Origin of the sequence: Natronospira sp., assembly GCF_007134575.1 — a bacterium.
GTDB lineage: Bacteria > Pseudomonadota > Gammaproteobacteria > Natronospirales > Natronospiraceae > Natronospira > Natronospira elongata.
In genome coordinates, this window is sequence record NZ_SLKM01000257.1 from 1 (window position 1) to 24989 (window position 24989).

Here is a 24989-nt window from a genome sequence, read left to right on the forward strand (position 1 = left end):
GGCATAGACGGCGGCGGTGTAGCCCGCTGGTCCGGAACCGAGGATCAGCAGACGGCAATGCTTGGCTTCGCTCATGTATAATAGCTCCCGATTTGGCGTTCGGACGGTGCGCTGTGGTGCCCCATCCGACCATGTAAATTCGTCGATGTTACGTTCCGGTCGTGAGGGCCCCCTGGGGCCTGCCGGTGAATCAGACTGTTCGATTCAGGGCCTCCGGGCCTCTCCCCCGCAAACTGCCAGACTACTGTCCGGCCGCCGCTTCGGCGAGTACGGCCAGGGTTTTTCCCAGTGGCGGGCCGGGGGAGACGCGCCGGGACCGACGCGCGAACGACCAGTTTAAATTGAAGTCCCCAGCACCGTAAAGGAGGCAGCATGCGCATTGGTATTCCACGCGAGCTCAAGCCGCTCGAAGGCCGGGTTGGCCTGATTCCCGCCGCCTGTGGCGAGCTCGTCCGTCAGGGACACGAGGTCTTCATTGAATCCTCGGCCGGCGAAAAGAGTGGTTACGGCGATGATCAGTATCGTGAGCTCGGCGTAACGGTGCTGGACACGGCCGACGAGCTGTTCGAGCGGGCGGAGATGATCGTCAAGGTCAAGGAGCCCATCGCCCCGGACCTGGATCGGCTGCGCAAGGACCATCTGCTGTTCTGCTATCTGCACCTGGCTGCCGAGCCGGAATTGACCGAGCGTCTGAAGCAGATTGGCCTGACCGCCGTGGCCTTCGAAACCGTTGAAGACAAGGGCAATCTGCCGCTACTGGCGCCCATGAGCGATATCGCCGGGCGCATCGCCATCCAGGTGGCCACCCATCTGCTGCACCAGCCGGAAGGTGGCAAGGGGATTCTGCTGGGTGGCGTGCCCGCCGCCAAGCGGGGCAAGGTGGTGATCGTCGGCTGCGGCATGGCCGGTGGCAACGCCGCCCAGCTGGCTGCCGGGATCGGCGCCGAGGTGGTGGTCTTTGACAAGGATCCGGCCAAGCTGGCCTGGGCCCGGACGTTCGGTCCCAATGTGACCGGTCTCTATCCCCACACGGATGATGTGATTGATCAGCTTCGCACCGCCGACATTGCCGTCGGTGCCGTGCTGGTTGCCGGTGCCCGCGCCCCCCATGTGATTACCAAGGAAGCCGTCCGCGAGATGCAGCCGGGCAGTGTGGTGGTGGATATCTCCGTGGACCAGGGTGGCTGTGTCGAAAGCACCCGGCCCACGACCTGGGAAGATCCCACCTACGTCTGGGAAGGGGTGACGCATTTCACCGTGACCAATATGCCCGGTGCCGTGCCGCGCACGGGTTCCCAGGCCCTGTCCGCGGCCATTGCCCCTTATTGCAGCCGCCTGGCTTCCGGTAACTGGCGTGATTTCGATCCCCTCATCAAGGGCATCAACGTCGAGAACGGCGAAGTCGTTCATCCGGCCATCAAGGGTTGATTCCCGGCCCGGTCTGGCTGTCAACGGCCGGCAGCGTCAGCTGCCGGCCGTTTTTTGTCGCCACTGCGGACAAGAGCAGGCGGGCGGGGGCTTGTGTCGTGGGCCGGCGCGGCACAAAATGGAGGTTTGGGGGAAAGTTTCTTGGTGGGGTAAAATTGCTTGTCTGCCAGGAGTTTGGCTTTCCTGTTTGAAGCGATTTCTTTGGAGGCCGCCTAGCCGTGGCACAGGCCAAGACAAAAAAAGGGGAGCACTCGGCCTCCCGGGAGCGGCTCAAGCGCGGCCTGCGTGAGTCGGCTTTCTGGATTTGCCTCGCTCTGGCGCTGGTCCTGTTGGCCGCCCTGGCCAGCTATGATCCGCGAGATCCCGGTTTCTCACACACCGGTGGTTTCCACGGCGTCTCCAACTGGGTCGGGCCCACCGGGGCCTGGGTGGCGGATCTGTTGTTGTTTCTGCTGGGCTATCCGGCCTATCTATTGCCGGTGCTGGTGGTCTGGAGTGGCTGGCTGATCTTCCGCAGTCGGGACGAAGACGATCAACCCGTGGACGGGCTGACCCTGTCGTTGCGCTTTCTTGGCCTGATTTTGGCGGTGGCCACCGCCAGCGCCCTGTGCTCCATGAATTGGGCGGTGGATCCGGCGCGGGTCCCGCTGGATGCCGGGGGGGTGCTGGGCGCGGCCATCGGCGGCTTTGCCGGTGGCACCCTGGGGTATCTCGGCAGTACTCTGATTCTTCTCGCCCTGTTCTTTACCGGCGTTACCCTGTTCACCGGTCTGTCCTGGCTGGCGGTAATGGATGCCACGGGGCGCTTCACCCTTTTGCAGGCCGAGCGGCTGCGTAACCGTTGGCAGCGTCTGCTGCAGTGGTGGCAGGATCGCCGCAAGCGCCGTGAGCAGGTCGCGGAAGTGAGGGAGCAGACCAAGGCCTCCAAGAAGCGCAAGCCGCCCAAGATTGAACCGGTGCTCAGTGATCTCAAGCCTAGTGCCCGAGTCGAGCGTGAACGGCAACAGACCCTGTTCGAGCCCAATCATGCGGCGCCTTCCGGTGCCAGCCTGCCGGCACTGTCGCTGCTGGACAGTCCGCCGGCCCGCAAGGGTGGTTACTCCGAGGCGGCGCTGGAGGCCATGAGCAAGCAGGTCGAGCTCAAGCTCAAGGACTTTGGCGTGGATGTGGAGGTGGTGGCGGTCAATCCCGGGCCGGTGGTGACCCGTTTCGAGCTGCAGCCGGCCCCCGGCGTCAAGGTCAGTCAGATCAGCAATCTGTCCAAGGATCTGGCCCGGGCCATGTCGGCCATCAGTGTGCGTGTGGTGGAAGTGATTCCCGGCAAGTCGGTGGTGGGGCTCGAGATTCCCAATGAGGACAGGGAGCTGGTCACGCTGGGCGAGATTCTCAAATCCGAGGCCTATGATGCCTCCCGGTCCTCCCTGACGCTGACCCTGGGCAAGGACATCAGTGGTCGCCCCATGGTGGCGGACTTGCAGAAGATGCCCCATTTGTTGATTGCCGGCACCACCGGCTCGGGCAAGTCCGTGGCCATCAATGCCATGATTCTGAGCCTGCTCTACAAGGACACGCCCGAGAACGTTCGCCTGATCATGATCGTCCCCAAGATGCTGGAGTTGTCGGTCTATGAGGGAATTCCCCATTTGCTGGCGCCGGTGGTCACGGATATGAAGGATGCCGCCAACGCCCTCAAATGGTGTGTCGCCGAAATGGAGCGCCGCTACCGCCTGATGGCCGCCCTGGGGGTACGTAACCTGGCTGGTTACAACCGCAAGATCCGCGATGCGAGGAAGAAGGGCGAGGAAATCCTGGATCCCCTGGCCAACCGCAATGCGCCGCCGGATGCCGAGCCCGGTGATCTGCCGGAACCGGAACCGCTGGACACCTTGCCCCAGATCGTCGTGGTTATCGATGAGCTGGCGGACATGATGATGATCGTGGGCAAGAAGGTAGAGGAGCTGATTGCTCGCCTGGCCCAGAAGGCCCGCGCTTCCGGGATCCACCTGGTACTGGCGACACAGCGGCCCTCGGTAGATGTGATCACCGGCCTGATCAAGGCCAATATTCCCGCCCGGATTGCCTTTCAGGTGTCCTCGCGGGTGGACTCCCGCACCATTCTTGATCAAATGGGCGCCGAATCGCTGCTTGGCCACGGTGACATGCTCTTTCTGCCACCCGGCACCAGCATGCCCGAGCGCGTGCATGGCGCCTTTGTCTCGGACCAGGAGGTCCACCGGGTGGTGGCCGAGCTCAAGCAGAGTGGCAAACCGGAATATGACGAGGATGTTCTCAATGGCCCCTCGGAACCGGTGCCGGGTATGCCCAGTCTACCGGGAGACGGGAATGACGGCGGTGACGAGAGCGATCCGCTGTATGACCAGGCGGTGCGCCTGGTCACCGAGACCCGCAAGGCCTCCATCTCCGGCGTCCAGCGTCGCCTGAAGATTGGCTATAACCGGGCCGCGCGTATGATCGAACAAATGGAAGAGGCCGGTATTGTCGGGCCACTGCAGTCCAACGGTTCCCGGGAAGTACTGGCCGCGCCCCCACCGGATGCGGATTAGCAAGCGGATGTCCTCCGGGTGGGGCCGACTCAATCAGAGGTTTTTTATGAAAATAAGAATGGTATGCATCGCTGTCGTCGCCGGTTTGCTTATGGGAATAAGTCCGGTTCTCGCAGCGGACGACAGGCCGGGCGCGGCGGATCTGCGTGAGATCCTCGCCGAGCTGCACAGTCTACGGGCCAACTTCGAGCAGACCGTGCTCGATTCGGAGTTCGTGGTGGATGAGACCGCCAGTGGCGAAGTGGCAATCAAGCGCCCGGGCCGTTTCCGCTGGGACTACAGCGAGCCCTATGAGCAAGTCATCGTCTCCGATGGCGAGACCATGTGGGATTACGAAGCCGACTTCGAGCAAGTCATTGTCCGTCCCATGGACGAAACCCTGGCGACCAGCCCTGCCATGCTCTTGAGTGGCGAGGGGGACCTGGAAGACAGTTTCGTGGTGGAGGACGAGGGCATGCAGGGCAATCTGCGCTGGTTCCAGCTCCGCCCGCGTGTGCAGGACACGGAGTTCGAACGGATCCGGATCGCCGTGGGCGAGGAAACCGTGGAGTTGATGGAACTGCGAGACAACCTCGGCCAGACCACACGGATCGAGTTTCACAATATCGAATTCAATCCCGAGCTGCCGGACGATCTGTTCCACTTCGACCCGCCGGAAGGCGTTGACGTTATTCGGCAGTGAGTGGGCATACCACCAATTCATCCACCACGCCCCTGGCCGAGCGCATGCGTCCCACCACGCCGGCCGAGCTGGTGGGGCAGGACAGTCTGCTGGCCGAATCGGCACCGCTGCGCCAGGTTCTGGAGGGGGGGCGAGCTCATTCCATGATCCTGTGGGGCCCGCCCGGCAGCGGCAAGACCACCATCGCGCGCATGGTTGCCGAACGCTCGGGAACGGCCTTTGTCAGTCTTTCGGCGGTGATGGCGGGGGTCAAGGATGTCCGCGCGGCCGTGGAAGCGGCCCGCGCCCGGCGGGACATGGAAGACCGGGCCACCCTGTTGTTTCTGGACGAGGTCCACCGCTTCAACAAGGCCCAGCAGGATGCCTTTCTGCCCTGGGTCGAGGACGGCACACTCTTGTTCGTGGGCGCGACTACGGAGAATCCCTCCTTCGAACTGAACAACGCCCTGTTGTCCCGAGCGCGTGTCTATCAGTTGGGCGCTCTGGACGAGGCGGGGCTGCTGTCATTGCTCCAGCGGGCGCTTCAGGATAGCGAGCGCGGTCTCGGTGAGCTGGGCATCAAGGCCGGCGAGGGCGCGCTGGAAGAAATTGCCCGAATTGCCGACGGGGACGCCCGGCGGGCGCTGAACTTGCTGGAGGTGGCCGTCGAGGGCCTTGAATCGGGAAACACCCTGGACCGTGAGCGGGTCGCGGCGGTCACCGTCGGCGGGGAACGGCGCCGCTTCGACAAGGGCGGCGATGATTTCTATGACCAGATCTCCGCCTTGCACAAATCCATCAGAGGCTCGGCCCCGGACGCTTCCCTGTATTGGCTTGCCCGGATGTTGGACGGCGGCTGTGATCCCCTGTACATTGCCCGCCGTCTGGTGCGGGTGGCGTCGGAAGACATTGGCAATGCCGATCCCCGGGCACTGGACCTGGCGCTCAACGCCTGGGAAGTGCAGGAAAGGCTGGGCAGCCCCGAGGGAGAACTGGCCCTGGCTCAAACCACTGTCTATCTGGCGGTGGCCCCCAAGAGCAATGCGGTCTACATGGCCTGGAACGCCGTCCTTCGGGATGTTCGCGAGCAGGGCTCTCTGGAAGTGCCCGTGCACCTGCGCAATGCGCCCACTCGCCTGATGAAGGAGCTGGGCTACGGACACGCCTACCGCTATGCCCATGATGAGCCGGATGCCTACGCCGCGGGCGAGAGCTATCTTCCGGATGCCCTTCAGGGCCGGCGCTGGTACCGCCCAACGTCGCGTGGAATGGAAGGCCGGATTGGCGAGAAGCTGGAACGCCTCAGGGCCGCTGACCGGGCCTTCCATGATTCGAAGAATAAACAGTAAACGATTTTTTGATCTCCATCTGACCTTCAAAGAAGAACCGATACCGACATGCTGGACAATAAAATCCTTCGTACAGATCTGGATGGTGTGGCCCGAAATCTGGCCCGCCGTGGCTATGAGCTGGATACGACCCGCTTCGCCGAACTGGAAGAACGCCGCAAGTCACTGCAGGTGCGCGTTGAGCAGCTTCGCAATGAGCGCAATACCCGCTCCAAGTCCATCGGCAAGGCCAAGGCCGCCGGTGAGGACATCGAGCCGTTGAAGGCGGAGGTCAAGCAGCTGGGCGAGGAGCTGGACTCGGCGGAGGATGAGCTGGAAAAGCTGCAGGGAGAGCTGGGTGAGTGGCTCATGTCCATGCCCAATCTCCTGGATGCGTCGGTACCGGATGGCTCGGATGAGTCAGACAACGAGGAAATCCGGCGCTGGGGTGAGCCGCCTCAGCTGGATTTTGAGCCCCGGGACCATGTGGACCTGGGCGAGGCCCTCGGTGGCCTGGACTTCGAAACGGCGGCCCGCCTGACCGGGGCGCGTTTCGTGGTGATGACCGGTGGGGTGGCCCGACTGCATCGTGCCCTGACCCAGTTCATGCTGGACCTGCATGTCAACGAACACGGCTACGAAGAGGCCTATGTTCCATATGTGGTGAGTCGCGCAAGCCTGGAGGGCACGGGGCAGCTACCCAAATTCGGTGAAGACCTTTTCCACCTGGATGATGAGCGGGACTGGCATCTGATACCCACCGCCGAAGTGCCCCTGAGTAATTTTGCCCGTGAATCCATTCTGGACGGAGAGCAGCTTCCCCGGAAGCTGGTGTCGCATACCCCCTGTTTCCGCTCGGAGGCCGGTTCCTACGGCAAGGATACCCGGGGCATGATCCGCCAGCACCAGTTCGACAAGGTGGAGCTGGTGCATCTGGTGCGGCCGGACGATTCCTGGCAGGCGCTGGAAGAACTGACCGGGCATGCCGAGAAGGTGCTCCAGTTGCTGGAACTTCCCTATAGGGTAGTCAACCTCTGCGCAGGGGATATCGGTTTCGGCGCCAGCAAGACCTATGACCTGGAGGTCTGGCTCCCGGGCCAGCAACGATACCGGGAAATCTCCTCCTGCTCCAATTGCCAGGCATTCCAGGCGCGGCGCATGAAGGCTCGCTGGCGCAACCCGGAAACCGGCAAGCCGGAGCATATTCACACCCTCAACGGCTCCGGCGTTGCCAGCGGCCGGGCCCTGGTGGCGGTACTGGAGAACGGCCAGCAGGCGGACGGCTCCATCCGGATTCCCGAGGTATTACGGCCCTATATGAACAATCAGGCCTATTTGTATCCTGAGGAGGGATAGGGCAGTCTGGTGATGTTGTAACAATCGGGCAGCCCGATGGGTCTCACCCCGCGGAGGGTGAGATGCATGATGAGGATTCGATGATGTTGAATTGCAGGACGGTGGCTCTGGAGGCCGACGAATTGCTTCGAGGGGAAGTATCGCCCCTGCGAGCAGCGCGCTTGCGCCTGCATATCCTGATATGTGGCAACTGCCGGCGTCATGTCGCCAATCTGCGTGCGCTCTCCGAATTGCTCGACGGTCATGGTAATGAAGCCGACAGCGGCCGGGCTCTGGAAGAACTGGAATCCGGGGTCCTTGAGGCCCTCAAAGAGGGTGGTGGCAGCAAAGTCGTTGCTTTGGTTGGGAGGGATGCCGCTCAGAGCCGCGACGAGTCACTCGCCTTCCAGGAAAGCACCGGTGAGCGTCTCCTGCGGGAGAGCATTCCCGATGAAGAGCGGGTCCAGCAGGTGCTTCGGGAGGTTCGCGAATTTGTCGGCTATATTCCGCCACACTTCCGGGTCTACGCTCAGCATCCCGGGATGTTGGAAGCCAATTGGGCGAAGATGCGAGCGGTGGTCAAGGATGGCATATTGCCTCACCGCCTTCGCGAGGCAATCGCGATTCTGGTCTCCCATGACAATGGATGCGATTACTGTGTTCGGGCTCACGGCCAGGTCCTCTTGGACCTGGGGGTGAATGAGGAAGTCATTGAGCGCATGAAGCAGGATGTCATGGCTGGTGACCTGCCGTTGAAAGAACGAGCGCTGCTGGTGGTGGCACGGGAGGCGAACCGTGACCCCCATGGCGCCTCGGAAGAACGGATTGCCCTGGCGCGCAAGGCCGGGGCAAGCGATCTGGAGATACTCGAGGCACTCGGCGTCATGGAGATTTACACCTCCATCAACAAGTTCATTGACACCCTGGGGATTCCTCTGGAAGCCTGATCAACCCTCTACCTTTGTTTGCAGCTCCCGCAATTGTCTGGCCCGGGACTCCAGCGCTTCACCTACTTCCATGTTCCGGCTGGAACCGTGAACCGAGCTTCGGGTGCCGGCTTCCAGCACCGACATCTTCTCGCGAACGGAGTCGGCTTGCTGTTTCTGCATCTGCAACTTTGCATTGATCTCCTGAGTCGAAACCTGCAACTCCCGAATCGCACGAGCGACCATCTGGCCGGCTTCTTCCAGCCCTGACTCGCCATCGGCGGATAGCTGCAAGACACTTTCCATGTGTTGGCCGAAGTCGGTGATGGTGGCGGCCATCTGCTCGCGCAGCTCGGAAGCTTCCCTTAGTACCCGTCTGATACGGGTAGCATATTGTGTCGTCTGGAGAGCCAGGTCACTCACTTCGCTGGCAACGACCTGAAAACTCTTGCCCGCCTGGCCGGCCCGTGAAGCCTCGATACCCGCATTCAGGGCAACCAGTTTGGTATGGCCCGCGATCTGGCCGATGGAGTCGGACATCTTGACGGTTTCGTTGAAGTGAGCTTCGAACTGTGAAGAATGCTCAAGCATCTCTTTCGACCAATCCACGGCCGACTTGAGTTCTCGGATCAGCTTGCTTGAGTTCTCTCGCGTACTGTCGAACTGACTGGAAAGATGCTCCGCAGCTTTCCGGCTGTGCTGTGTGTTTTCTTCGATGAGGTCGGCCTCGCTGGCCACTTGCTCGGCCAGGTTCGTCGCCTCTTCGGCTACTTCAAGACGCTCCCGGGACGCAGCGTTAACTTTGGTGGCTGTGTTCCGGACCTGGCTGCCAAGATCTGCAATCTCCTCAATTATTCGTCCAGCATCCGCCGTGGCCGACTGGGTAGATGACTGACCCGCGTCACGGCTACCAATGATGGTGCCAGTCATGAAGACAAGGAATGGCACCATGTAGGTCAGCGCCATTTGTTTCAACTGAAGGCTCTCACCGCCGAGGATCGCATTAGGCTGATTGATCAGGTTCAGCAAACTTCCCACGAGTAGTGCAACCAGCATTGCTGTCGGAAGTCGCCGACAACATGCGATAAAAAAGGTAGGTAGCCCCCGAGGGAAATGGTGTTTTTTGGGGGTCTGGACTTCTTCGCTTGTGGTGCTCACTCGTGTCCCTCCTTGATTTCAATGTTTTGTTGTTTATCGGCAGCGCTTGCCTTTAGTAATTGCCCTGCCTCTGCTGCCGGCATGGGGCGGTAGAACAAGAAACCTTGTGCTTCATCGCAGCCATGGTCCCTGAAGAAGTCGCGTTGCCTTTGGGTTTCAACGCCTTCCACGATTGTCTTTATCCCAAGCCGATCAGCGAGTGTCATTATGGTTTGGCTTATACCGCAGTCTTCCCTTACATCAGGGACACCTGTGACGAATGATCGGTCAATCTTGAGGTAGTCCAGGGGGAATTGGCGGAGATAGGCTAATGACGAGTATCCCGTGCCGAAATCATCCATTGCCACGGTGACGCCGAGTTCACGCAGCTGCTCCAGGACGGAGCGACTAAGCTTTTGAGATTTCATGACTGCCGTTTCGGTGATCTCGATTTCGAGCAGACGGGGGTTCAAGCCCATTTGGGCCAGGCAGCTGGCTATTTTGTGAGGCAGATTCCTGTCATGAACGGCATCCGCGGACAGGTTGACAGCCACACGGAAGCCCTCAGGTCGGTCCGGGGGTAGCTGAGAAAGAATTTCGCAGGCATGATCCAGTACCCACTCGTTCAAACGGGGCATCAGACCGCTGGAGGCAGCGATTGGGAGAAAGTCCCCCGGAGAAATCTGTCCCTGCTCGGGGTGGTTCCAGCGAATAAGGCCCTCCATGGCGGTTATCCGGCTGTTCGAAAGCTTCACGATTGGCTGGAGATACAGAGCAAGCTCATCCCGTTCAATTGCTTTTCTCAAGTCCGCGGAGATTCGAAAGCGAATCTTATTGCTCTCAATGATCTCTCTCTGTGAAACGCTGTGACTGGATCGTCCGTGAAGCTTGCTTTGGTAAAGCGCCGCGTCAGCCCTGGTGATCAATGTGTTGGCATCCTGACCGTCGCTGGGATGTCTTGCGATGCCGATACAGGTGCTTAAGTGGATTTCATGGCCCTGAATGTGGAAGGGCCTTGTCATTGCCGATTCGATGGCTTGACATATGGAAGGGAGGGAGTTGTTGTCCTCCTCGGTGTCATGAATGATCGCGAACTCATCACTCCCGAGGCGACCGATAATGTCGTCCCCGGAGATTGCGTCTTGCAGGCGATTGGCAACGGACTGCAATAGGCGATCCCCTGCATCGTGACCGAGACTGTTGTTGACTGTCTTGAAATCATCCAGGTCCAGCATCAATAGGGCTGGATAGAGTCTTCCGTGAGAGAGGCGGCGCTCCAGGAGTCGGGTGATGAAGCGTCGGTTGGGTAGAGATGTCAGTGCATCATGGTGCCGCAGGAAGTCCATGCGTTCTTCAAATTGTCTGTACCGGGAAACGTCATTGAAGACGAGGATGATATTTTTGTTGTCCGGGCCATGTTGTACCAGCGACAGACTTACCAGGGCCGGGAATCCTTCATCATTGGCACGTTCGATCCATAGCTGACCCTCCCAGCGCTGTCGCGTGCTCAATGCATCTTTGGTCAGTGCCTGGAATGCCGGGCCCAGATTTTCTCCCATGATGTCCTGAACGGATAGGCCAACACTGGTTTTATTGCTGCGTTCAAGCAGCCGTTCAGCGGAGGCGTTCATGGAGATCAATCGGTATCTCTCATCCAGGATGACAACGCCTTCGGCAATGCTGGCCAGAGCATTCGCGAATATGATGATCTCTTTTCTGTTACGCTCACGCAGTCGGATGTCGCGCAACAGCTTCCGGCGCATGCTGTCGATCGCCTCTTCGAGGCGGTCAATGCTGTCGGCGGCGCGGTTTCGGGACGAGGTCGGTTTCAGCGGCGTAGCCAACTTTTTGGAATCAATGGTGCGGGTATAGTCTTCTATCTTTTGCAGGCGTCGAATGACAAGGAAATGGGTCAGTAAGAGAAGGAAAAGGGCAATGAGCAGAGTGCGGCCGACATTGGCAGCAAGTGAGGCAAGGGAGTGATCAAGCAAGGCGCTCTTGCGGCTGGACAGGTCTCTGCTGAGCCATGCCATGCCCAGCAAGCGATCATCGTTCTGGGGGGATTGTATTGACAGGGCGATCGTGACCACATTATCCCGATTCAATTCGGGTCCCAGATTGACTGCCTCTCCCTGGATGCTTGTGACTCTGGCAGCATCAACTCCCGGTGCATGGAGCAGGCCGTAAAGCACGATTTCGGCGCGTTCCGTGTCAAGTTCCCACAGGCTTGCCGACAGAGCCGGCTCCACGGTCTCGCCCAGGCTCTTCAACTCCGCACTTGCCTCAGCCCGAAGATTCTGTTTTTGTGCCTGAATCTCGAAGGTGGTGTAGAGTGCAGCTAGTATCAGCGCTATTACACTGGTAAGCAGGGTCAGTCTCAAGGCCAGTCTGTTTCGACCAAACCAGGATGGCTTTGATTGCCAAGCCGGTTCAGATTGTCTGGCGCCGCGATTCACTGCGCGGACTCCGGTTGTGGACAGGCCAGCTCGACTCTCGACCAGCCATCGGGAATACGCGTCTGAAATGCTTCCTGGTGTCTGGCCATGATCGATTGAGCGGTTCCATCAGCACATAATGTTTCCCAGGCTCGATTGAATTCCCGCTTAAGTAAGTCTCCATCGGGGTGAGCACGCGAGGTTATGAGATGGAGTTCATGCCAGGTTTCCGGCGCAGGATGGAAGGAGAAGTCATCAAGCGGGTCAAGGTCTGTGTTTTTGGATATGAGGTGTGCGGCGATAATTGGCGCGGTGACGGTCAGGTGAGCCCGCCCATTGCCAACCATATCCAAGCAGTTACGCATGTTCCGGGCGCGGATGATTTCACTTCTCAGGGAGGATAGACGCCAGCCAATGCTGTCTGGGACAGCGTATCCGATGGGCAAGCAGAGCCGGGTTGGGCCATCGGGCAGCTCTGCGACAGGTCCGTTGTTGGCCGATATTAGCTTGACCCCCATGCGTAACAGCGGCCGGGAGTAATACATCTCTCCCACCCTTTGCTTCGAGCGAACATAGGAGAAGCTGGCGTCATGGTAGGTATCCCGTGTATCGACATAAGCCCGTGCCCAGGGTTGGAACTTGACGCTCGTCTGGTATCCGGCCCGGTGGTAAGTGGCCGCCACCAGTTCCGTCATCAGGCCGCCGCCGAGCAGATCTCGACCACTGAGGGGCACCTCTTCGCCACCAGCCAGGGTCAAGCTGTCGCTGGCCGCCGATACCGAAGCGCTAAAAGCAATCAGCAAGCCGAGCAGGCCTGCCGTAATATTGAGTTTGTGGGCATTTTGTGCCATTTCCTGGCCTTGCTCTGCTATTCGGCGGCTCTTGGTAAGGGCGTGGCCGCTAGGGTGCTTCATGGCGATGTGACGAGCTGACCTTCTGGGCGTTACAGCTTGGGCGGAAACAGGCCGCCTTGCTGGCATGGTTCAAGCTTGCTGGGCTATCCTTGTGGCAGAGCCGACGAGCGCGGGACTGCAGTGGCCCGTGTCAGTAACAAGTGGTCAGTGTCAGGCTGGAGAGAACCGGGGGTGAGTCATGGAGCAGAGTCTCGGAAGTATCCTCAAAGACAAGCCGGGGGAATTGTTGGCTGTCGGTCCCAATGCCAGCGTTAGTGAAGCGGCGCGGACAATGAGCAGTCATAACAAGGGTTGTGTACTGGTCATGGATGAAGGGGGGCTGCGTGGGTTGTTCACGGAACGCGATCTGATGCGGCGGGTTGTGGCCGAGGGCCTGGATCCGGCCCGAACCCCAGTCAACGATGTGATGACCAGCGAGATCGTCACTGTGGGGCCGGAAGTGACTATCGGGGAGGCCATGAGCCTCTGTACCCAGCGGCGTCTGCGTCACCTGCCTATCTACAAGGATGGCGAGCTGTTGGGTATTGTCTCGGCCGGTGACCTGACCAAGGCGCTGGTCAATGACAAGCAGCACACCATTGATGATCTGATTGGTTACATTTACGGGACGGAGCCAGTTTGAATTGACGGTCGGGGTGGGAGCAGAGTTGGAGGCTCCGCGCCGATCCGGACGCGCGGCTGCCGTAGGAGGAGTGCGGCATCGACCCAGAATCCGGATAGTAGAGGAATGTCATGCAACGGGCATCCCGATCCAGTCGGCCGGGCGGTGTAAAGTCCCGGACTAGTCCTGACCAGGTGGTGACGTCACTGGCGTTTCGCACATCCCCCTTTCTGTTTCTAGTCCTCATTTGCCTATTCTTGTGGTCTGGCGTTGCCGTTCCCCTGGCTGTACCGGACAATGATCCGGAGCAGGAAGCGCTGGTCGTCGCTCAAGACCATGCCTGGCCTCCATTCGCCTGGGAGGATGATTCGGGTCAGCCCCGGGGCCTGCTGGTGGAACTTTGGCAGCAGGTTGGGGAGGCGTTGGGGCGTCCGGTTCGATTCCATCTCAGCGACTGGCCCGAGAGCCTGAGAGCTGTGGACGATGGTGTGGCCCACGTTCATGGTGGGCTGCTCGTGACCCCAGAGCGTGAAGGATTTCTCAGCTTTGGGGAGTCACTCCTGCCCCTGTCGACGACCATTTTCGTTCCCAGCACCATGCCTGTTCTTTCCGTCGAAGATTTGGAGAACGAATCAGTGGGTGTGGTTCGAGGCAGTCGGGAAGCCCGCTTTTTGATCGATGAGCATCCCGGTCTGCTGCATGAAAGCTACGAGAACAATGCCGCCATGGTGCGAGCTGCAGTGCGGGGGGATATCCAGGTCTTCGTGGCCGATTATCCGGTGGCCATGTTTCTGTTGGGCCGGGAGGGCGCCAATCTCGATTTCCGCCCCCTGGGCCTTTTGTATCAGGAGCCTCTTCGCTTCGCCGTTCGCCAGGGGGATGAGGAGCTGCTGTCCGCACTCAATGCGGCTGTACGGGGCCTCCCTCAGGGTGAACTGGATCGTCTGAGTCAGCGCTGGTTGCACAGCGAGCGAATCGAAGTTTTCCCAACGCTACCGGTGGTCGCCGCAGGTGCCGGTCTTCTGTTTCTGTTATTGCTCTTCTTGATTCTGACTCTCCAGCGCCAGCGCCGCGTGCTCAGGTCCAGTGTTCAGGCTAGAACCCAGGAGCTGGAGGCGGCGCGAAAAGCGCAAGAGGCATCACTTCGATATTTTCAGCAACTGACCGCCAGTGTTCCGGGGGTTCTGTTCTGTTATCGACTCAACCTGGAAAGCGGAAAACATTGTTACCCCTTTATCAGCCGTAGGGTCAAGGATGTTCTGGGACTGGATCCCGACGAGCTTCGCCGGGATGCCTCGCCTGTCTTCGATCTCGCTCACCCGGATGACCGAGAGGCGGGCCTTAAAAGCATCATGGAATCCGCCCAGAATAATTCAAGCTGGCACTACGAGTTGCGTTTTCGGATGCCCGATGGGGAGTGGCGCTGGTTCGAGGCGCTATCCGTTCCGGCAAGGCAGGAAGGTGACCAGGTTGAGTGGTTTGGCCATTTCACCGAGATTCAGGGGCACAAGGACCTGGAGCAGGCGCTGAGGGAAAGGGAAGAGCAGTATCGCCTCATTGTCGAGAATGCCAATGACATTATCTATACGCTGACTCCGGGCGGTCTATTTCTTTATGTTTCGCCAAATTGGAAGGCGATGATGGGGCATGATCCGGACAGCCTGGTGGGACGTTCTTTTGAGCCCTTTGTTCACAAGGAAGATGTTCAGCAGTGCCATGATTTCCTGCGCCGGGTTGTAGCAACGGGAGAGCCTCAAAGTGGCGTGGAATTTCGTGCCTACCGGATGGATGGAACATTCCGATGGTTTACTTCGAACGCCGCGCCGATTCTTGATGAGAGGGGAAATGTGAGTGCTTATCTCGGGATTGCACGGGATATCACCAATAAGAAACAGCGGGATGAAAATGCAGATTTCCAATTCCGGTTTCAACATCTGATTGCGGAGATTTCCAGTGATCTGGTTAATTTCCCTTTCGGTAGCGCCGATCCCAAATTGGATTACATCTTGCGGAGGATCGGAGAATTCTTCCAACTGGACAGGACCTACCTCTTCTTGTTGGCTGATGAAGGACGCCACATGCGTAATGCGCATGAATGGTGTGCGGAAGGGGTAAACAGTGTGATCACAGATATGGCGGATGTGTCTGTGATGCAGATGGAGTGGTCCTATCACCAGATCAGCGCCATGCGCGAGAAGGGGCAGATCCTTTTGGTGGATGACGTTGATGCCCTACCTGAACCCCAGGCGAGTAATGAGAAGGTTTTGTTGAAGGGCCAGGGTGTCCGATCCATGTTCTGTGTGCCAGTAGCGACTCAGGGCGAAGTGATCGGTTTTTGGGGAGCCGACTCGCTGATTCAGAGAGAGTGGCCCAGAGAGTATTCCAATCTCCTGATTGTGGTGGCCAATCTGATTTCCGGTGTGCTGGACCGAAGTCGCCTGGAAGAAGATCTCGTCAATCTCTCTGTTACGGACCCGCTCAGTGGTGTATACAACCGTCGTTATACGATGGAGCGCCTGGAAGAGCGGCTGGATGAGGCGCGGCGTGGTGGGCGGAATATTGCCGTTGCCATGGTGGATATCGACCACTTCAAGCGCCTGAACGATTCTCATGGGCATATTGCAGGCGATGGGGTGCTGCGAGAGTTCTCCGCCATACTCTGTGAAAACGTCCGTTCCTTTGATGTGGTAGGGCGATTTGGTGGTGAGGAGTTCTTGATTGTATTTGCCGATGCCAGCCTGAAAGCCGCGGCAAGCGTCACGGAACGGATTCTGGAGCGTGTGCGCTCGACGGCTTTTCAGGGGCCTAACGGCGAGCTGCATATGACGGCCAGTGCGGGTATTGCCAGTAGTGAGGAGCTGGATCCCGGTTCTTTGCAGGTGGATTCCCTGGTAGGGTTGGCCGATGACCGGCTATACAAGGCCAAGCGGGCCGGACGGGATTGCCTCGTTGCCGAGTGAGCTTCCCTATGGGCTCTCGCCACCGTCCTTGCGTTCTTCCAGTTCCAGCCAGCGTTCGGTGGCGGTATCAAGTTCCTCCTGGACGGCCTGCATTTTCTCCATGTGTTCGCGAACCTGCTCAGGCTTCTGAGCATAGAAGTCCGGGTCCGCACTGGTCTGCTGCATTTCCGAGAGCGACTGTTCCAGGGATTCAATCTTCTCCGGTAGCATTGCCAGCTCCCGCTCCAGCTTGTAACTGAGCTTGCCCGGGCGGGGAGAGGGTTTGGCCTTCTGGCGTGGCTTGCTGCTGCTGTTTGGCTTGGCTTCCGTTCCCCTTTCTTTCTGCCAGGCATCCCAGCTGCCGCCCTGTCGGAGCCAGTCCGTGTAGCCGCCAACATACTCGTTTACCTGCCCGGGGGCTTCGAAGGCCAGAACGCTGGTAGCCACCTGGTCAACAAAGTCCCGGTCATGGCTAACCAGGATCAGGGTGCCGTCATAGTTAACCAGGCGGTCCTCCAGCAAGTCGAGGGTTTCCAGGTCCAGGTCGTTAGTCGGCTCGTCCAGCACCAGCAGGTTGGCGGGCTGGCTGAACAGTCGGGCAAGCATCAGTCGATTGGCCTCGCCGCCGGAGAGCTTGTCAATGGGGGCACGAGCCTGCTCCGGTGTGAACAGAAAGTCGGCCAGGTAGCTGATGATGTGGAGTTTGCGTTCACCCACCTGGATAAAGTCCCGACCTTCACCGACGTAGTCCGCCGCAGTCTGACCCGGCCGAATGGCGGCACGCTGTTGATCAAAGTAGGCAATTTCCAGTCGGGTGCCGTGACGAAGCTGGCCCTGGTCGGCTTCCAGCTCACCGAGAAGCAGTCGGATCAGACTGGTCTTGCCGGAACCATTGGGACCAAGCAGGGCCAGCTTGTCGCCCCGCATGATGCGCAAGTCCAGTGGCTTCAGGTACCAATCCCCCATCTGGTGGGATAGTCCACGGGCTTCCACCACCAGACGGCCCGAGCGCTCGGCCTCCTGGATATCAAAGCTGGCCTTGCCCTGTTGTTCCCGACGTTGTGCCCTTTCTTCGCGCATGGCCTTGAGGGCTCTAACCCGGCCCTGGTTGCGTGTGCCGCGAGCCTTGATGCCCTGACGAACCCATTGCTCTTCCTGGGCCAGTTTCTTGTCGAAGGCGGCTGCATGATCGGCTTCCACCGCCAGCCGATGGGCCCGCTCCCTTTCATAGGCCTGATAGTCGCCTGGCCACATGGTCAGGTGGCCTCGGTCCAGCTCCAGAATGTCAGTGGCCAGGTTCTTCAGAAAGGCACGGTCGTGAGTGATGAAGATGAGGCTGCCGTTGAATCCGGCCAGGAACTGCTCCAGCCAATGAATGCCGAGAATATCCAGGTGATTGGTGGGCTCATCCAGCAGCAGAAGATCGGGGTCGCAGACCAGCGCTCGGGCGAGGGCGGCCCGTCGCCGCCAGCCGCCGGAAAGCTCTCCCAGGCGCTGCTCGGGATTGAGCGCCAGACGGGTCAAGGTGAGATCGACTCTCTGTTGCAGGGCCCAGCCGTCGATGGCATCCAGTTCTTCCTGGATGCGTCCCAATTGCTGCAGGTCTGCTGGCTCGCTGCTGGTGGACAGTTCGTGAAAGCGCTGGAGCAGCTCGGCCTCCCGGCCCAGACCGCCGGCAACGAAATGCCAGACCGTCTCGGAACTGGCTTCGGGCAGGGGCTGGGCCAGTAAACTGACGCGGCTGCCCGGTTGTCGGCGAACGGTGCCCTCGTCCGGGACGAGTTCACCGGCAAGGATGCGGAGCAGGCTGGATTTGCCGGCACCGTTGCGGCCCAGCAAGGCAATGCGACGGCCACTCTGCACTGTCAGTTCGGCCTGGTCCAGCAGCACTTGCCGTCCGTAGGCCAGAGAGACCTGCTCCAGGCTGAGAATCGGCGCTGTACTCATTCCTTAATGTGCACGGAGTCAGTCTTCTCCGCGCCATCGAAACCCGGAGAGGTCCGAGAGTTCTTCGGTGCTCAGGATGCCCTCATGCCGCTCACCGTCGATTATCCAGGTGGGGTAGGACTCAATGCCGGCGGTTATGCAGGCAGCCGCCGTCAGCCCGCCGCGGCCACGGGGGTGACATTCCACATAGGGGAGCCGATCAGCCGAGGCGCCGAACAAGTCTTCCTGTTCCTGACAGGCCGGGCACCAATAGGCACCGTAGAAGCGGGCACCGCTCTCATCCAGGTGCTGGGCCAGGGCCTGGAGCTCGGGGTCTTCCCGGCCCATGCCCGGCGTCAACAGGCCGCTGTAGTGCAGCTGCATGATGATTACCACGACGGCGGCCAGGCTGCCCGTGTTGATCAGCCAATCACGCCAGCGTCCGCCGGGGGCGGCCTGGGGGCGCTTGAGGGTCAGCCAGATGAAAATGGCGGCGATGGTTGCCAGTGATGTCATGCACCAGGGGCAAAGGGCGCGGAGCTCCACCAGGCCCAGCAGGGTGAGATAGACGCTGACCGTCAGTCCCACGAGGGCCACGACCCATTGCCAGCGCCAACGCTTGACCGAGGGCCGCATTTCGAAACTGACGAAGGCGATCAGGGCGTAGGCAAGGAAGCCAAACAGGGCCACTGGTACCCCGAACAGGGTCGACCAGCGGCTGCCCAGGATGATGTCACAGCCGGAGCCGGCCGCACACAGGGGCATGTCGCCGGTGGTGGAGGCGATCACCGTCAGCCAACCGGTAATGAGCATGCCGAAGGCCGCCAGGCCCAGAATGGGCCAATCCGGTTGCCGCTGAACTTTCGGGCTGCGACTGCGACGGCGGCTGCGACTGGCGGATTGCTGTTTGCGTCGATGTTTTCTGGCCATGAATTGTCGTCCGTCCCCCGGTGAATTCAGCCCGAAAGAATACGGTGTTGATGCCGACTCGTCCATCCCCAGGGCGGATACAAAAAACCGGCGCGGGACTAGCCGCGCCGGTTCCGGTATCAAGCTGTCCCCAGATCAGTCGTTGGCGAAGCCAAGCAGTTGAAGCAGGCTCAGGAAGAGATTGTAGATACTGACAAACAGCGTCACGGTGGCGCGGATGTAGTTGGTCTCACCGCCGTGAACGATGCGGCTGGTCTCGAACAGGATGAGTGCGGACATCAGCAGCACGAACATGGCCGAGACAGCCAGGGACAGGGCCGGCATGGAAAAGACCACGGCGGCAATACCGGCCAGAAAGGCGGTGAGAATGCCCACCATCAGGAAGCCACCCATGAAGCTGAAATCCTTGCGGGTGGTCAGCACATAGCCCGACAGGCCCAGGAAGATGGCACCCGTGCCCCCGAGGGCGAGCATGACCAGCTCGGTGCCATTGCTCAGCCCGGAGACATAAGCATTGACGATGGGCCCGGCGGTGTAGCCGAGAAAGCCGGTGAAGGCAAAGACCGAGAGCAGGCCCCAGGCGCTGTCCGCCGTCTTGTGAGTCAGGAACAGCAGGCCAAAGAAGCCGGCCAGGGTGATCAGCATGCCCGGGTGGGGCAGATTGAGCATCATTGCGACACCGGCCACTGCCGCGGCCCACACCAGGGTCATGGACAGCAGGGCGTAGGTGTTGCGAAGCACCTTGTTGGTAGCCAGTACCGATTCCGGCCGATGAATGGCGGATTCGGGCGTATGACGAGTCGTGCGCATCGTTGACCTCTCCAGTCAGTGTCTCAATCCAAGTCTTGGATGAACGGGCTTTGCCGTGGATATTTGACAGTATTCCGACGGAAAAGCTCCACCGCGTTGATTACTCGGCAATGCTACCACAGGCCGGCGCTCGTCACAGGTGGCGTGGCTATTGTAGGCTCTGCACCTCCTTGCTGCCCCAACCCGAAGGGAGAGAGTGTGCCCGTGTCAGCCAGCCTGCCCATCGACAGCCTGCGAGCGGACTTCGACAAGGCCTGGTCGCGGGGGCCGGTTGTGGTCGCCGCGGCGACCGGCTCGGGCAAGTCGACTCGCCTGCCGCTGTGGATGGGCGAGCAGGGACCGGTGCTGGTGATCCAGCCACGGCGAGTGGCCTGCACCGCCCTGGCTGCCTGGCTCGCCGAGCAGGTCGGCGAGGCCGTCGGTGAAAGCATTGGCTATGCCATTCGTTTTGAGCAGAAGGTCTCTGCCCATACCGGAATCTGTTTCGTGACCCCCGGTATTGCACTGCGCTGGTTGGTCGAAGGCCGCCTGGGGAGCTTCGAGTCAGTCCTGCTGGATGAATTCCACGAGCGCCGCTGGGATACGGATTTGTTGCTCGCTCTTCTCCGTGATCAGGGGCGGCACCGCCTGGTGGTGACCTCGGCTACGCTGGCGGGGCAGCGGGTGGCCAAGTGGCTGAAGGGTGCCCTGCTTGAGGCCGAGGGCAAGCAATATCCGGTCTCGGTTCGCTACCTGGCCGCTCAGGAACGCGACATGCCAACGCAGAGGGAGCTTGCTACCCGCGTCCGCCAGGCCGTGCGGGCTGCAATGGATGAGACCGATGGGGATGTTTTGGTTTTCCTGCCCGGGCGGGGCGAAATCAGTGATTGCCACCAGGCCCTGAGCGGATTGTCGGCGGAACGGGTGGTCCTCCACGCCGGTGTGAGCCCGGCCGAGCAACAGGGTGCCTTGCGTTCAGGCCGGAACAGACGGGTGATCCTGGCCACCAATGTGGCCGAGACCTCGCTGACCATCCCGGGGGTGACGGCAGTGGTGGACAGCGGACTGGAGCGGCGGACCGCCCGCCGAAACCAGCGAACCGTGTTGCAGTTGGCGCCCATCGCCCAGGCGAATGCCGAGCAGCGGCGGGGACGGGCCGGCCGGGTAGCGCCGGGCCTGTGTCTGCGGCTCTGGGGGCGTCAGGCGCCCTTGGAAGCGTTTACCCCACCGCAGGTGCAGCGCGAGGACCTGAGCGAGATGATGCTGGCAGCGGCCAGCGCCGGCTATCGTCTGGAAGCGCTGGATTTTCCCGATCCCCTGCCGGAAAAGTCCCTGAGCGTAGCCCGGGAGAGGCTGGAGGCAATGGCCGCGGTGGATGAGGCGGGCAGAGTGACGGCCCACGGCTCGGGTTTGTTCGAGCTACCCATCGACAGTCATTTTGCCCACCTGATCACGGCCATGCCTGATGCTGCCAGCCGGGCCGCAATGGCCGATCTCACCGCCGCCTTGTCCACCCGTCCCCGACTGTTCAGATTGCCGGATTCCGAAACCGGTCGGCGCCAGGTGGCGGAATGGCAGTCGCAACCCTGTGACGCCATTACATTGCTAATGGCCCTGCGTGCGTCGGGATCGGAGTTGCCGGGGTGTCACCCGGCGGCGCGCCGGGATGCACGCCGTTTGGCCGTTCAGTTGCGCCGGGTGCTGGGGTTGCCCGAGGCGATCCCGGAAACCCTGGAGGTGGATCGCTCTGTTTGGCTCAAGGCCGTCATGCAGGCCGCCCCGGCGCTGGTGCATGTCCGTCGCGAGAAACGACGCCAGGCCATGGGTAATGGCGAGGGGGAAATTCTGGTGGATGAGCGAAGCCGTCTTCAGGAGAGCGCCGAGGCGGCCCTGGTCTTCGACGATCACAGTGTCCCCGGACGGCGGGGAACCCGGGAGACCCGGACCATAGGAACCTGCCTTGCCCCATTGCCACTTGATTGGCTGTTGAGCGCCGGTCTGTGCGAATCCAGGCTGGGCCCGGCAACAGTGGATGGCGGTCGACCGCGTGTGGTCGAGGCGCATTACTACGCCAATCGCCTGATCAGCCGAACAGAGCGTGAGCCTGCTGCCCGAGAGGTGCCCAGGGTCTTGGCTCGCTTGATTCTGGCTGGTCGTATGCTCTCCCCGGTGGGCGAGCAACTTCTGGAAGACCTGGCACGCTGGGAGCTCTATCAGGCCCTGATTCGGGCCGGGGAGGACCCAGGGGGGTGGCTGGAGGCGCCGCAGCCGCAGGAAAGGCAGCCAGTGCCGTCGGCAGAAGACTGGTTGTGTGAGCGCCTGGCGACACTTGGGGTGGAGTCCGTCGACGACCTGGAATTGCTGGCACCGGAAGACCTGCGCTTCGACGGGCTGCCGGACTGGGCGCAGACAGATTTTGACCAGCGCTTCCCGCGACGGTTTTCCCTTGGCGATCTGGAATTGTCTCTGGAATACGACCCGGACCGGAAGCAGATTACCCTGGTTCGGCAGGGCGGAACGCGGCGGGCCCCGCCCAAGCGATGGGAGCTCCCGAGCTGGACGGGATGGCGTCTGCGCTACCGGGAAGGTAACCGGATTACCGATATCCGCTAGTGGATGCTGCCTGAGACTGTGGAAATGAGTCTTGGGGCCTGTTAAGGGTCCCGTCGAGTTCGGGATTTTCAGCCCGGAGTTGAAGCAAATGGGGGGGTATATGGGGGGCCTCAGACGGGCGATTGCCGGTTGGTGGCTGTGAAACCTATGCTTTGAGTCGCAGGATCGGTCCATTCCTGGGTTGGCCGGTCCCCCGGGGGAGTCGGATATGCGAGCCGATGAAGCTCAAGAAATTCTTAGAAAAAGCAGATTATTCAGGGACCTGGATGACTCTTTTGTTGCTGATTTGAGCCATGCTGTCCGTGCGGTAGAACTGAAGAGCGGGGAAGATTTATTCTGCGAGGGCGCCCCCTCGGATTCACTGTATCTGGTCCTGAACGGCGAATTGGAAGCCTGCGTCGCCCAGAATGGGGGGCAGCAGCGTCTCGGGGACCTCCGGCCGGGTGAGCCGGTGGGTGAGCTCGGTGTGCTTTTTGGTGGTCCACGCACGGCGACGGTCAAGGCCGTCAAGCCGAGTCGGCTGCTGGCAATCGAGGCCCAGACATTGCGAGAGTGCCTGCCGCAAGCACCGCAACTGGAAGCGGCCCTGGAAGCGGAGGCCCGGGCTCGAATTCAGCGCAACGATCTGGATCAGATCGTTGAGCGATTTTTTGGCAATCTGGATCAGGTTGAGCGGGATGAACTGGCGGCGCGGCTGGAATGGGTGCGGCTGGACGCGGGGGAAATCCTGTTTAGACGTGGGGATCCGGGCGACAGCCTCTTCTTCATTGTCGATGGTTCGCTCTGGGCGGTGGCAGCCAATGAATATGGTGAAGAAGTGCCCATCGCCAGCCTGGGACAGGGAGAAGTGGTGGGCGAGATGGGCTTGCTGTCCGGCGAGAGCCGTTCCGCGGGCGTGGTGGCGGCTCGTGAGTCCACCCTGGTACGGCTGTCGCGAACCAATTTTGAATTGCTGAACCGGGAGTATCCGGCACTGGTCATGGGTATTACGCGCCAGCTCGCCGATCGCTTGCGGCGCAGCCAGCGGAAACAACCGGCCGCTCGCGGCGGTTGCCGTCGTATTGCCGTCATTGCCGCTAACCCCGACCGGAATCCCACCGCCTTGATGCGGGCTATCAGTGCCGCAATCGGCCCCAGCGCCGAGGTCCTGGACGTCGAGCGGGTGCGCAGACTGCAAGGTCAGGGTGACGGCCCCGGCGCCGATTCCATCATGGCAGAGGCCGGCATCGGCTTGATGCTGGATGAGATGGCGGCCAGTCGCGAAATACTGTTTCAGATTACTGAACCGCTCAAGGGCGGAGAGGCGAGTGCCTGGACGCGCCGTTGCCTCAATCAGGCTGACGAACTGCTGATCGTTGCGGACGGTAATGCGGACAGGGAACCCAACGGCCTGGAACGGGCGCTGTATGAGGATCGCCGCCGAACCACGGAGCTGCGTAGTCAACCGCGCACCCGATTGCTGCTGACTCACGAGAACGGGATGCGCCGGGTCCGGGATACCAGTCCCTGGCTCAAGGCACGTTCTCCGGACGGGCACTTCCATCTTCGCCTGGGTGATGATGAGGACCTGGCACGTGTTGCCCGCTTATTGGCCGGGCGGGCTGTTGGCCTGGCACTGGGTGGTGCCGGCCCTGGCGGGCTGGGGCAGGTCGGGGCGATCCAGGCTCTGGAGGAAGCCGGCATTCCTCTGGACATGATTGCCGCCAGCGGTGTGGGCGCCGTGGTTGGCGCCGGTTATGCCTTTGGCCTCTCCGGACGCGAGTTGGCGGAAGTGGATTGGCAGCGTCACCTGCCTGGACGTCATGCCAGTGGGTGGCCAGAACTGGAAACCACCGACATTGAAGATCTCTGGCGTCCTTTCGTTTGCGTCTCCACCAATCTGAACAAACAGACACTGAGCATTCATCGTCAGGGCAATCTGTGGGACTCGGTGGCGGCCAGCAGTATTGTTCCCGGCCTGGGCAGTCCCGTATCCCTTGACGGGGACTTGCATGTCAGTGGCAGCCTCATTAACCGTTTGCCAGGCGACCTACTGCGTGGGGTCGTGGGGAGCTGCATCGGCATTGATACCATGAACGGCCAACCGGATCATGTCGAGATTGACTTTGGTAGCCTGAGCCAACCCTGGTGGCGTCGCTTGCTACCGGGCTGGTCCCGGCAGGTTTCAGTGGCGCCGGATCTGCTCTTGCGTTCCCTGTTCGCGGGAAGTCACCGTGGAATCCGTGAGACAAAACGGCAGTTGGATGTCGACATCAGTCTGGCTTCCGAGCGTGGATTCAATGTGAAGGTAGACCCGGCCGATGTCATTCGTGACGCTTACCAGGAAACCTGCCAGTACATTGATCGTGTTGGAGTTCAAGAGCTACGGGCGCGGCTGGCGCTGGACTGAGCAGCGATCTGCTATGATGGTCGGACGGGCGGTGGATCCTGGCCGGAGGATCCACCGAGGGACGGGTATCAGAG

Annotated in this window: 16 protein-coding genes; 10 read left to right on the forward strand and 6 right to left on the reverse strand. The window is 60.7% G+C overall.

What is annotated here, in order from left to right; translation table 11 throughout:
• The first annotated feature begins 372 nt into the window (after positions 1-372).
• The 6 genes from ald to ACJWXQ_RS10230 all read left to right on the forward strand — a co-directional run bounded on the left by ald (position 373) and on the right by ACJWXQ_RS10230 (position 8263).
• Positions 373-1428 (forward strand): alanine dehydrogenase, encoded by a 1056-nt coding sequence (gene ald / locus ACJWXQ_RS10205; RefSeq protein ID WP_346051126.1) that lies wholly within the window; start codon positions 373-375, stop codon positions 1426-1428.
• A gap of 218 nt (positions 1429-1646) precedes the next feature.
• Complete coding sequence (locus tag ACJWXQ_RS10210; protein ID WP_406672761.1) at positions 1647-3992, forward strand: DNA translocase FtsK; 2346 nt, start codon at positions 1647-1649, stop codon at positions 3990-3992.
• Between the two features lie 58 nt (positions 3993-4050).
• Positions 4051-4674 carry an outer membrane lipoprotein chaperone LolA gene (gene lolA / locus ACJWXQ_RS10215; protein ID WP_346051128.1) on the forward strand — a complete coding sequence of 208 codons (624 nt, stop codon included), beginning with the start codon at positions 4051-4053 and terminating at the stop codon, positions 4672-4674.
• Positions 4675-4718: 44 nt separating this feature from the next.
• On the forward strand, positions 4719-6002 hold the full coding sequence (locus ACJWXQ_RS10220; protein WP_346051188.1) for a replication-associated recombination protein A: 1284 nt from the start codon (positions 4719-4721) through the stop codon (positions 6000-6002).
• A gap of 48 nt (positions 6003-6050) precedes the next feature.
• Complete coding sequence (gene serS / locus ACJWXQ_RS10225; RefSeq protein ID WP_346051129.1) at positions 6051-7337, forward strand: serine--tRNA ligase; 1287 nt, start codon at positions 6051-6053, stop codon at positions 7335-7337.
• 62 nt (positions 7338-7399) lie between these two features.
• A complete protein-coding gene (locus ACJWXQ_RS10230) occupies positions 7400-8263 on the forward strand; it encodes a carboxymuconolactone decarboxylase family protein (protein WP_406672762.1) in 864 nt (287 codons plus the stop codon).
• On the opposite strand, the gene nrtS is transcribed toward ACJWXQ_RS10230, so the two are convergent.
• The 3 genes from nrtS to ACJWXQ_RS10245 are packed head-to-tail and all read right to left on the reverse strand — an operon-like array spanning position 8264 to position 12665.
• A complete protein-coding gene (gene nrtS, locus ACJWXQ_RS10235; protein WP_346051131.1) occupies positions 8264-9400 on the reverse strand; it encodes a nitrate/nitrite transporter NrtS in 1137 nt (378 codons plus the stop codon).
• Positions 9397-11835, reverse strand: a complete 2439-nt coding sequence (locus ACJWXQ_RS10240) for a putative bifunctional diguanylate cyclase/phosphodiesterase (RefSeq protein ID WP_406672763.1) — start codon at positions 11833-11835, stop codon at positions 9397-9399. The genes nrtS and ACJWXQ_RS10240 overlap by 4 nt, the downstream gene beginning before the upstream one ends.
• Positions 11832-12665, reverse strand: a complete 834-nt coding sequence (locus ACJWXQ_RS10245; protein ID WP_346051133.1) for a transporter substrate-binding domain-containing protein — start codon at positions 12663-12665, stop codon at positions 11832-11834. Before ACJWXQ_RS10245 ends, ACJWXQ_RS10240 begins: the two co-directional genes overlap by 4 nt.
• Before the next feature lie 241 nt (positions 12666-12906).
• Here ACJWXQ_RS10245 and ACJWXQ_RS10250 point away from each other — a divergent pair, with 241 nt between their 5' ends.
• Both ACJWXQ_RS10250 and ACJWXQ_RS10255 read left to right on the forward strand, forming a co-directional pair.
• Positions 12907-13350, forward strand: coding sequence for a CBS domain-containing protein (locus tag ACJWXQ_RS10250; protein WP_346051134.1), 444 nt, complete (start codon positions 12907-12909; stop codon positions 13348-13350).
• Positions 13351-13586: 236 nt separating this feature from the next.
• A complete protein-coding gene (locus ACJWXQ_RS10255; RefSeq protein WP_406672764.1) occupies positions 13587-16289 on the forward strand; it encodes a diguanylate cyclase in 2703 nt (900 codons plus the stop codon).
• Positions 16290-16295: 6 nt separating this feature from the next.
• Here ACJWXQ_RS10255 and ACJWXQ_RS10260 read toward each other — a convergent pair whose 3' ends face one another.
• The 3 genes from ACJWXQ_RS10260 to ACJWXQ_RS10270 all read right to left on the reverse strand — a co-directional run bounded on the left by ACJWXQ_RS10260 (position 16296) and on the right by ACJWXQ_RS10270 (position 19934).
• Entirely contained in the window at positions 16296-18215 is a 1920-nt protein-coding gene (locus ACJWXQ_RS10260) for an ATP-binding cassette domain-containing protein (protein WP_346051136.1), read from the reverse strand.
• 18 nt (positions 18216-18233) lie between these two features.
• The gene (locus ACJWXQ_RS10265; protein WP_346051137.1) at positions 18234-19124 is read right to left on the reverse strand and encodes a vitamin K epoxide reductase family protein; all 891 of its coding nucleotides are present in this window, start codon (positions 19122-19124) and stop codon (positions 18234-18236) included.
• Positions 19125-19259: 135 nt separating this feature from the next.
• Positions 19260-19934 carry a Bax inhibitor-1/YccA family protein gene (locus ACJWXQ_RS10270; RefSeq protein ID WP_346051138.1) on the reverse strand — a complete coding sequence of 225 codons (675 nt, stop codon included), beginning with the start codon at positions 19932-19934 and terminating at the stop codon, positions 19260-19262.
• 198 nt (positions 19935-20132) lie between these two features.
• On the opposite strand from ACJWXQ_RS10270, the gene ACJWXQ_RS10275 reads away from it, so the two are divergent.
• On the forward strand, positions 20133-22526 hold the full coding sequence (locus ACJWXQ_RS10275) for a helicase-related protein (RefSeq protein ID WP_406672765.1): 2394 nt from the start codon (positions 20133-20135) through the stop codon (positions 22524-22526).
• 208 nt (positions 22527-22734) lie between these two features.
• A complete protein-coding gene (locus tag ACJWXQ_RS10280; protein WP_346051140.1) occupies positions 22735-24915 on the forward strand; it encodes a cyclic nucleotide-binding and patatin-like phospholipase domain-containing protein in 2181 nt (726 codons plus the stop codon).
• Positions 24916-24989: the final 74 nt, after the last annotated feature.

Coding starts and splice junctions, on each gene's coding strand:
- ald (WP_346051126.1), top strand. CDS start 373: ATGCGCATTGGTATTCCACGCGAGCTCAAGCCGCTCGAAGGCCGGGTT.
- lolA (WP_346051128.1), top strand. CDS start 4,051: ATGGTATGCATCGCTGTCGTCGCCGGTTTGCTTATGGGAATAAGTCCG.
- ACJWXQ_RS10220 (WP_346051188.1), top strand. CDS start 4,719: ATGCGTCCCACCACGCCGGCCGAGCTGGTGGGGCAGGACAGTCTGCTG.
- serS (WP_346051129.1), top strand. CDS start 6,051: ATGCTGGACAATAAAATCCTTCGTACAGATCTGGATGGTGTGGCCCGA.
- ACJWXQ_RS10230 (WP_406672762.1), top strand. CDS start 7,400: ATGCATGATGAGGATTCGATGATGTTGAATTGCAGGACGGTGGCTCTG.
- ACJWXQ_RS10245 (WP_346051133.1), bottom strand. CDS start 12,665: ATGGCACAAAATGCCCACAAACTCAATATTACGGCAGGCCTGCTCGGC.
- ACJWXQ_RS10250 (WP_346051134.1), top strand. CDS start 12,907: ATGGAGCAGAGTCTCGGAAGTATCCTCAAAGACAAGCCGGGGGAATTG.
- ACJWXQ_RS10260 (WP_346051136.1), bottom strand. CDS start 18,215: ATGAGTACAGCGCCGATTCTCAGCCTGGAGCAGGTCTCTCTGGCCTAC.
- ACJWXQ_RS10265 (WP_346051137.1), bottom strand. CDS start 19,124: ATGGCCAGAAAACATCGACGCAAACAGCAATCCGCCAGTCGCAGCCGC.
- ACJWXQ_RS10270 (WP_346051138.1), bottom strand. CDS start 19,934: ATGCGCACGACTCGTCATACGCCCGAATCCGCCATTCATCGGCCGGAA.
- ACJWXQ_RS10280 (WP_346051140.1), top strand. CDS start 22,735: ATGCGAGCCGATGAAGCTCAAGAAATTCTTAGAAAAAGCAGATTATTC.